General features: G+C 71.7%; 5 protein-coding genes. 4 read left to right on the forward strand and 1 reads right to left on the reverse strand.

Annotated elements, in window-relative coordinates:
- From FGF04_RS30235 to FGF04_RS30250, 4 genes are all read left to right on the forward strand, one after another.
- Positions 1 to 1,441, forward strand: a 1,441-nt coding sequence (locus FGF04_RS30235) for a class I mannose-6-phosphate isomerase (protein ID WP_149514552.1), incomplete at its 5' end; no start/stop codon positions are given.
- On the forward strand, positions 1,438 to 2,385 hold the full coding sequence (locus FGF04_RS30240; RefSeq protein ID WP_149514540.1) for an ROK family protein: 948 nt from the start codon (positions 1,438 to 1,440) through the stop codon (positions 2,383 to 2,385). The genes FGF04_RS30235 and FGF04_RS30240, both read left to right, overlap by 4 nt.
- Positions 2,386 to 2,440: 55 nt before the next feature.
- Positions 2,441 to 3,496: a LacI family DNA-binding transcriptional regulator gene (locus FGF04_RS30245; RefSeq protein WP_149514541.1), complete on the forward strand. Its 1,056-nt coding sequence runs from the start codon at positions 2,441 to 2,443 to the stop codon at positions 3,494 to 3,496.
- A 12-nt stretch (positions 3,497 to 3,508) separates the two neighbouring features.
- Positions 3,509 to 4,825 (forward strand): glycoside hydrolase family 125 protein, encoded by a 1,317-nt coding sequence (locus tag FGF04_RS30250; protein ID WP_235882574.1) that lies wholly within the window; start codon positions 3,509 to 3,511, stop codon positions 4,823 to 4,825.
- 84 nt (positions 4,826 to 4,909) lie between these two features.
- Here the strand turns inward: FGF04_RS30250 and FGF04_RS30255 are convergent, their stop codons facing one another.
- Positions 4,910 to 8,194, reverse strand: coding sequence for a LamG-like jellyroll fold domain-containing protein (locus FGF04_RS30255; RefSeq protein WP_149514542.1), 3,285 nt, complete (start codon positions 8,192 to 8,194; stop codon positions 4,910 to 4,912).
- Positions 8,195 to 8,584: the final 390 nt, after the last annotated feature.

The raw sequence follows: 8,584 nt of genomic DNA on the forward strand, positions 1-8,584 counted from the left end.
GTTCTTCACCCCGTTGTCGCAGGCCCGGGTCGCGGACCTCTTCGACTCCCCGCCCCGCCCGCGAAAGCCCGCGGACGGCGGCGTGCTGCTGGTCCTCGGCCCGGGCGCGGCGCTGTGCGAACCGGACGTGCTCTGGTACGCCGACCTGCCCAAGCGCCACGCCGAGGCCGCCGTCGCCAAGGGCGAGCTGCCGGTCGGCGCCAACCTGGGCCGCCCCGGCGAGCCGGGCGACCTGGTGCGGCTCTTCTACACCGACTGGCCCGTGCTGGACCGCCACCGCGACGCGGTCGTCGGCCGCGTCGACCGGTGGATCGACCTCCAGGACCCGGCGGCCCCCGCCTCCCTGGACGGCACCGCGCTGCGCGCGACCCTGGAGCACCTGGCCCGCGGCCCCGTCCGCACCCGCCCGTACTTCAACTCCACGCCCTGGGGCGGCCGGTGGGCCGCGAGCGAACTGGGCTTCACCCCGCAGGCCGGCAACACCGCCCTCGGCTACGAACTGATCGCCCCCGAGGCCGGGGTCCTCGTCGGCGCGAAGGACGGGGCGCAGGTCGAGGTCCCGTTCCAGCTGCTGTGCGTCGAGCACCCCGAGGCCATGCTGGGCGCGGAGGTGCACCGGCGCTTCGGCACCTCCTTCCCGATCCGCTTCGACTACCTCGACACGATGGGCGGCGGCAACCTCTCCCTGCACCTCCACCCGCGGGAGCAGTACATGCGGGAGGTGTTCGGCTGGCCCTACACCCAGCACGAGACGTACTACGTCACGGCGAGCGAGGAGGGCGCCCAGGTGCTGCTCGGACTCACCGAGGACGCGGACCCCGACGTCATGCGCCGCCAGGTGGAGGAGTCCATCGCCGACGGCACCCCGTTCCCCGTCCAGGACCACATCCAGACGCACCCCGCGACCGAGGGCCAGCTGTTCATGATCCCCGCGGGCACCCCGCACGCGTCCGGCGCGGGGAACCTGGTGCTGGAGGTCAGCGCGACCCCGTACCTGTACTCCCTGCGCCTGTACGACTGGCTGCGCAAGGACGCCGCCGGCGCGTCCCGGCCGCTGCCCTACGAGCACGGCTTCGCCAACCTGGACACGGCCCGGCGGGGGGAGGACGTGGTGAAGGACCTGATCCAGCAGCCGCGCACGCTCCGCTCGGGCGAGGGCTGGCGCGAGGAGGTCGTCGGCGCGCTGCCCGAGATGTTCTACGCCGTCCACCGCCTCGTCGTCACCCCGCGGGCCGCCGTCCCCGACGACACAGCGGGACGCTTCCACATCCTCAACGTCGCCGCCGGGCAGGGCGCCGTCGTCGAGACCCAGGACGGGCGCACCCACTTCCTGGCCTTCGCGGAGACCCTCACGGTCCCCGCCGCGGTGGGTCCCTACCGGGTGCGCCCCGTGGGCGACGACGAGGTGCGGATCGTGAAGGCGCTGGTGGTCGAGCCGTGACCGCGGCCCCCACGGAGCGGCCCACCGCACCGGTCCCCGTCCTCGACGTCGGCGGTACGCACGTCACCGCCGCGCTCGTCGACCCCGCGACCGGCCTTCCCGTCCCCTCCTCGGTGCTCCGCAGACCGCTCGGCTCGCACGCGGACGCCGACGGCATCCTCGACGACATCGCCGCGACCGCCCTGCGCCTGCCGGCCGGCCACGGCCCGTCCTGGGGCGTGGCGATGCCCGGCCCCTTCGACTACGCCACCGGGATCGGCCGCTTCACGGGCATCGGCAAGTTCGAGTCCCTGTCCGGCGTGGACGTGGGCGCCGGACTGCGCCGGCGGCTGCACGACCGGGCCGAGCGGCTGTGCTTCCTCAACGACGCGGACGCCTTCGCCCTCGGCGAGTACCGCGCCGGGGCGGCCCGGGGCCACGACCGCGTGGTGTGCCTGACGCTGGGCACGGGCATCGGCTCCTCCTTCCTGCGCGGCGGACGGCCCGTGCACGACGGCCCCGACGTGCCGCCCGCCGGGCACGTGCACCGGCTGGAGATCGACGGCCGGCCGCTGGAGGAGACGGTCTCGCGCCGTGCCCTGCGCCTGGGCCACGCCCGGCTCGCGGCCCCGCACCGGGACCCGGAGCAGGAGTCCGCCCTGCCGGACGTCCACGAGATCGCCGTGCTGGCCGGGCAGGGCGACACCGCCGCGTCGGAGGCCTTCCGCTACGCTTTCGACGCCCTCGGCAGGGCCCTGGCCCCCTGGATCGACCGCTTCGAGGCCACCGCGGTGGTCGTCGGCGGATCCATGGCACAGTCGTGGGACCTGGTCCACCCCGCGTTCGTCCGGGGACTGGCTCAGACCGACACGGCGCCCGTACGGGTGCTGCCCGCCCGGCAGCCCGCGTCGGCGCCGCTGATCGGGGCCGCGCACTGGGTGCACGGCGCGGCAGGCGCATCATGAGGACCGGTCGGCGGCGAGGTCACCGCCGCGGGCCGGCGGAGAAGGGGGAACGGGCATGACCGCTCGTCGAGGCGGCGGGCCGACCATGCACGACGTCGGGAAGCTCGCACAGGTCAGCGCCATGACCGTCTCGCGCGTACTGAAGAACGACCCCGGTGTCTCCGAGGCCKCCCGGGAACGCGTCTTCGCCGCGGTGGACCGGCTGGGCTACCGCCGCAACGAGACCGCGCGCAGCCTGCGGCTCGGCGGCAGCGGGATGATCGGCCTCGTCGTCACCAACCTCGCCAACCCGTTCTACTCGCGCCTCGCGCTCGGCGTCCAGGAGGTCGCCACCGAGTACGGCTTCCGGATGGTGCTCAGCAACTCCGCCGAGCAGGTCGAGCGGGAACCCGGCCTCGTCGACGGCCTCATCGACCACCAGGTCGAAGGGCTGATCGTCGTCCCCGCCGGCAGCCGGCAGCAGCACCTGGCCGCCGCCATGCGCCACGTGCCCGTCGTCCTCGCCGCCCGCCCGCCCGCCGGACTCGACACCGACTGCGTCCTGGTCGAGGACTTCCACGGGGCCCGCGAGGCCACCGCCTGCCTGCTCGCCGAGGGACACACCCGCATCGCCTTCCTGGGCAACCCGCCCTCGCTCTACACCGGCGCCGAACGGCTGCGCGGGTTCTGGGCGGCGCACGACGAGGCCGGCGTCCAGCCCGACAACTCCCTCATCCGGCAGGGCCTCGTCGACGCGGCGACGGCCGAGGCGGCGACCCGCGAACTGCTGGAGCGGCCCGACGCCCCCGCGGCGCTGTTCTGCACCAACAACCGCATCAGCCAGGGCGCCATCCGGGCCCTGCACAAGTCGGGGGTCACCCTGCCCCTGGCGGGCTTCGACGACTTCGACCTGTCCGACATCCTCGGCCTGCCGCTGACCCTCGTCTCCTACGACGCCGACGAGATCGGCCGGGAAGCCGCACGCCTGCTCATCGACCGCCTGGGCCACAAGGACGCGGAGCAGCCCGCCTCCCGCCGCGTCACGATCCCCACGCGCGTCGTCCGCCACGGCGCCCGGACCGGTGAACACCCCCTCGGCGCACCGCGCGCCGACACGCAACGAGACACGTGAGAAGAAGGACCGATGATGCAGTTCCCCACGAGCGTCGGGGACCACCCGCTGATCGAGCGGGCGGTACGCCACCTCGACGCCCTCGGCGACCCGCGCTACGGGCGGACGCTGGTGCGCTGCCTGGACGACACGCTCGCCCGCACCATCCGGCCGATGCCCGACGGCAGCGCGTTCGTGGTGACCGGCGACATCCCCGCCATGTGGCTGCGCGACTCCTCGACCCAGCTGATGCCCTACCTGGCGCTCCTGCGGGACGACCCGGGCCTGCAGGACCTGGTGGCGGCCGTTCTCCAACGCCAGTTCGAGCAGATCCGGCGCGATCCGTACGCCAACGCCTTCAACCCCGAACCCTCGGGGCGCGCCCACGACACCGAGGACCTGTGCGAGGACCCCTGGGTGTGGGAGGAGAAGTACGAGGTCGACTCCCTCGCCTTCCCCCTCCTGCTCGCCCACCGCTTCTGGCGGGCCACCGGCCGCACCGACCACCTCGACGGGGCGGTGCGCACCGCCCGCGCCGTGCTCACCGTGTGGCGCACCGAGCAGGACCACGAGCACCTGTCCTCCTACCGCTTCACCCGGTCCGCGGGCCCGGCGAGCGACACCCTGCCCCACGGGGGCCGGGGAACGCCCGTCGCCCGCACCGGCATGACCTGGAGCGGCTTCCGGCCGAGCGACGACGCCTGCGCGTACGGATACAACGTGCCCGCGAACCTGTGCGCGGCCGCCGCCCTCGACGGGACGGCCGAGATGGCCCGCCACGCCGGCGACCCGGAGCTGGCCGAGGACGCCGACGCACTGGCGGCCGAACTGCGCGAAGGGGTCGCACGCCACGGGACGGTCGACCACCCCGACCACGGCACGATCTACGCCTACGAGGTCGACGGACTCGGGGGCGCCCTCCTGATGGACGACGCCAACATGCCGAGCCTCCTCTCCCTGCCCCTGGTCGCGAACGTCTCCACCACCGACCCGCTGTACCGGGCCACGCGGGAGTTCGTCCTCTCCCCGGCGAACCCGACCTGGTACCGGGGGAGCGTGGCCGAGGGAGTGGGCAGCCCGCACACCCCCGCGGAGCACATCTGGCCGATCGCCGTCGCGGTGCAGGGCCTGACGAGCGACGACGACGCGGCGCGGCTCGCGGCGCTGCGCACGCTCGTCGACACCGACGCGGGCACCGGCGCCATGCACGAGTCCTTCCACAAGGACGACCCGACCCGGTTCACCCGCCCCTGGTTCTCCTGGGCCAACGCGATGTACGCGGAACTGGCCCTGGACGTGGCCGGACTGGGCACCCGCCCCCTGTGGTCCGGGTCGTCCGCGAAGCCGTAGGTCCTCACGGCCGGGCACGGCAGAGGTCCCGGTGGCGGAAGGAGCCTTCCGCCACCGGGACCTTTGCACTACGGGCGCTGCCGGCTAGGGCTTCTCGTCGCCGTAGAGGGTGCTCACCTCCTCGGCGGTGAGGGCCCGGTCGACGGCGTGGACCTCGTCGACCGCGCCGTTCCAGAAGTCGACGTTCGCACCGTCCCAGTGGGCGCGGCCCACGGTCAGCGGGCCGGTGCTCCCGAGGGCGGCGCCGCCGGTGGTGGTCGCCGCCAGCTTCCCGTCGAGGTACAGCCGGATCTCCTTGGTGGCCGCGTCCCGGACGCCGACCAGGTGGTACCAGCGCCCCGTCTCCGCGGCGACGGCCACCTGGGCACGGCGTTCACCCGGGGTGCTGAAGGCGAAGTTGCCGTGTCCGTACTGCAGGTAGAACGAGTTGGCCTGGGCACGGGTGTCCTGGCTGACCGCCGTGCCGTAGTTGCCGGGGACCCCGTCGAGCCGGACCCAGGCGGACACCGAGTAGCTGCCGCTGGTGTCGAGCACCGGACCCGCGGTCTCGGCGTACTGCTTCTGGCCGTCGAACTTCAGCGCGCTGCCGCTGACGCCCTCGGTCCAGGTGGCGCCCTCACGCAGGGTCAGGGGCTTCTTGTTGGGACCGGAGTCCTTCGCGGTGGTGCCGGCGCCCTCGTCGAGGGACCAGTGCCCGCCGCCCTTCAGCTCCTTCTTGCCCGCCGCGGCGCCGGCCGCGATCACCTTGAGGTTGACCTTCCGCACCTCGGCCGCGTCCATCTTGATGTCGCGCCGGTCGTACGTGTAGAGGCCGTTGAGCTCGTTCTCCAGGTCGGTGATCTGGGTGTAGACCGAGCCGGACAGCTCGGCGCCCGCCTGCTCGACGTAGAACTTCTCGGTGTTCTCCACGTACCTGCGGGTCAGCTCCGCCTTGGTGGTGACACCGCTGTAGATCACGGTCGGGGCGCCCGGCCACATGTGCCCCGGGGTGCGCAGGGTGAAGCCGCCGTGCTCGCCGTCCATGGCGGCCCGCTTCTCGTCCGGGAAGGGCGGGTCGTCGTTGTTGTAGTCGTGGTGGTCGATGATGTCGCCCTTGCCCGAGTCACCCTTGGAGTTGCAGCAGTTGACACCGCTGTGGGCATTGACGACACGGGACGGGTCGGCGGCCTTCACGGCCTCGGTGATACGGCCCGTCTCCTCGCGGTTCCACTCGCCCCAGCCCTCGTTGAAGACGATCCAGCCGATCACGGAGGGGGAGTTGTGGTGCTGGCGCATCATCTCCCGGCCCTGGTCGACGAAGGCCTTCTGGCCCGTCTCGTTGGTGATGTTCCCCGAGACGAAGTCCTGCCAGACGAGCAGGCCGAGCTTGTCGGCGTGGTAGAACCACCGCGCCGGCTCCACCTTGATGTGCTTGCGCACCGCGTTGAAGCCGAGCTTCTTGTGCGCCTCCAGGTCGAAGGCGAGGGCCTCGTCGCTGGGCGCGGTGTAGAGGCCGTCGGGCCAGAAGCCCTGGTCGAGGGTGGCGAGGGAGAAGACCGGCTTGCCGTTGAGGGCCAGCTTGTTGAAGCCGCCCACCTTCTTGACCTCGATCTTGCGCATGCCGAAGTAGCTGCGGACCTTGTCGCTCGACCGGCCGTCGGTCAGGGTCACGTCGAGGTCGTACAGGTACGGGTCGTCGGGGCTCCAGAGGTGCTGCTTCGCCACCGGCAAAGTGAGCTTCTTGCCGGCCGCCCCGCTGACCTTGCCGACGACCTTGCCGCGGGCGTCACGGGCGACGGCCTCGACGCGGGCGGCGGAGGAGGCGCCCTCGGCGTCGACCGTCACCGCGAGGGTGCTCGTGTCGATGTCGGGCGTGGTGACGACGTTCCCGATCGAGGCGGGGGCCACCGGCTCCATCCACACGGTCTGCCAGATGCCCGAGGTCTGCGTGTAGAAGATGCCGCCCGGGTTGGTGGACTGCTTGCCCATGGGCTGGTCCGCGCCACCGGTGTCGGTGACGGCGACCACGATCTCCTGCTTGCCGCTGCCCTTCAGGGCGTCCGTGACGTCGACGCTGAAGGCGTTGTACCCGCCGGTGTGGTCGGCGACCTTCGTGCCGTTGACGTAGACGCGCGACTGGTAGTCGACGGCGCCGAAGTTGAGCTTGAGCCGGTTCGAGCGGCTGTCCTTGCCGACCTTCCAGTTCTTCGGCACGTCGATGGTCCGGCGGTAGAACATGTGGTCCTCGTGCCGTTCGAGCCCGGAGAGCTGCGACTCGACCGGGAACGGCACGATGATCTTCTCGTCGAGGTTCTTGCCGAAGACCGGCTGCTCACCCGCCTTCGCGGCGCTGAACTGCCAGGGCCCGTTCAGGTTCTCCCACTTGGACCGCTTCTGCTGCGGGCGCGGGTACTCGGGCAGCGGGTGCTTCTTGTCGACCTTGTCGCCCCATGTGGTGGTGAGGCGGTGGGTGGAGGAGTTCTCCGCGTACCGGATGACCTTCGGTACGGCCTTGCCGCCGGCCGTCAGACCGCCCGCGCCGTCGTAGGAGACCCGGACCAGCTGGTTCTTCTGGATCGGCTCCGAGAGGGTGACGTAGAGGGAGGAGGAGTCACCGGGGACGGACGTGACCGACTTGATCGGCATGGCGGTCGTGTCGGCCTCGACCTTCAGGTGGTCCTTGACCGCCTGGAGATTGCCCACCTTGCCGTCGAAGCGGGCGCGCAGCCGCGTCCCGTTCTCGGCGACGGTGAGCTCCACCGGGAAGACCTCGTAGTCGGCCGGCGGGGTGAACGCGGACATCGGCACGATCTGCTTGGCCAGCGTCGGCGTCGACCAGCGCAGGTACATGTTGGCGCCGCCGGTGTCCTGGAACAGCTCCAGGCGGAACGTGTGCTTCTCGCCCGCGGTCAGCCGGACGGCCTGGCTGGTCTGCTCCCGGTCCCAGTCGCCCTCCCAGTGGTCGATGACGGGTTCGTCGTCGATGAAGAGCCGGAAGCCGTTGTCGCCGATCGCGTAGAAGGTGTAGTCACCCGTGGCCGGCGCCTCGATCTGCCCCGTCCAGCGGGCGGTCGTGTGCTCCGTCTTCCCGGTGAACTCCTTGAACGTGTCGGTCAGTCCGGAGAAGTTGATCTGCGGGTCGAGCGTGGTGCCGCCGAGTTCGGCGAAGTCCCGGGCGCCCGGGGCCGACATGCTGAAGTACTCGCCCTTGAGGCCGTGCGTCACGACGGCGGCCTGTCCCGCGGCGGATGCCGAGGTACCGCTCGTCAACTCGGAGGCCACCGCGCTGGGCAGCATTCCGCTCGGGGGCAGCACCAGGGCCGCCGTGGCGAACAGCGCCAGCACCCTGGCTCTGCTTCGGGTTCGGGGGCGGGTGTCGTGTCGTGTCATCGGACCTTTCCTCGTACTCAGACCGCGACCGCGTTCGACTTCCGGGGCAGGCACGGGCTCCTGCGGGGAAACCCGTGGGGAGAAGCTGCACACCGGCTGAGACGGGTTCGGATAGCGGCCTTTCCAACGTTGGAAACCCTCTGCCAGCGGTATGACAGCACGCTCACAGGAGCCTGTCCAGACCTCGCGCAGCACTCTGTTGTCCTGCGTCACGAGGAGTCGATGCCGCCGCCCCGCCGCGGCATCGACTCCTCGTGACGCAGGACAACAGAGTGCTGCGCGAGGTCTGGACAGGCTCCTGTGAGCGTGCTGTCATACCGCTGGCAGAGGGTTTCCAACGTTGGAAAGGCCGCTATCCGAACCCGTCTCAGCCGGTGTGCAGCTTCTCCC

It is taken from the genome of Streptomyces apricus (genome assembly GCF_008369065.1).
In the GTDB taxonomy this organism is placed as follows: domain Bacteria; phylum Actinomycetota; class Actinomycetes; order Streptomycetales; family Streptomycetaceae; genus Streptomyces; species Streptomyces apricus.

Bases quoted from the DNA above. Each gene is read 5' to 3' on its own strand.
- FGF04_RS30250 (WP_235882574.1), top strand. From the start codon at position 3,509: ATGATGCAGTTCCCCACGAGCGTCGGGGACCACCCGCTGATCGAGCGG.
- FGF04_RS30255 (WP_149514542.1), bottom strand. From the start codon at position 8,194: ATGACACGACACGACACCCGCCCCCGAACCCGAAGCAGAGCCAGGGTG.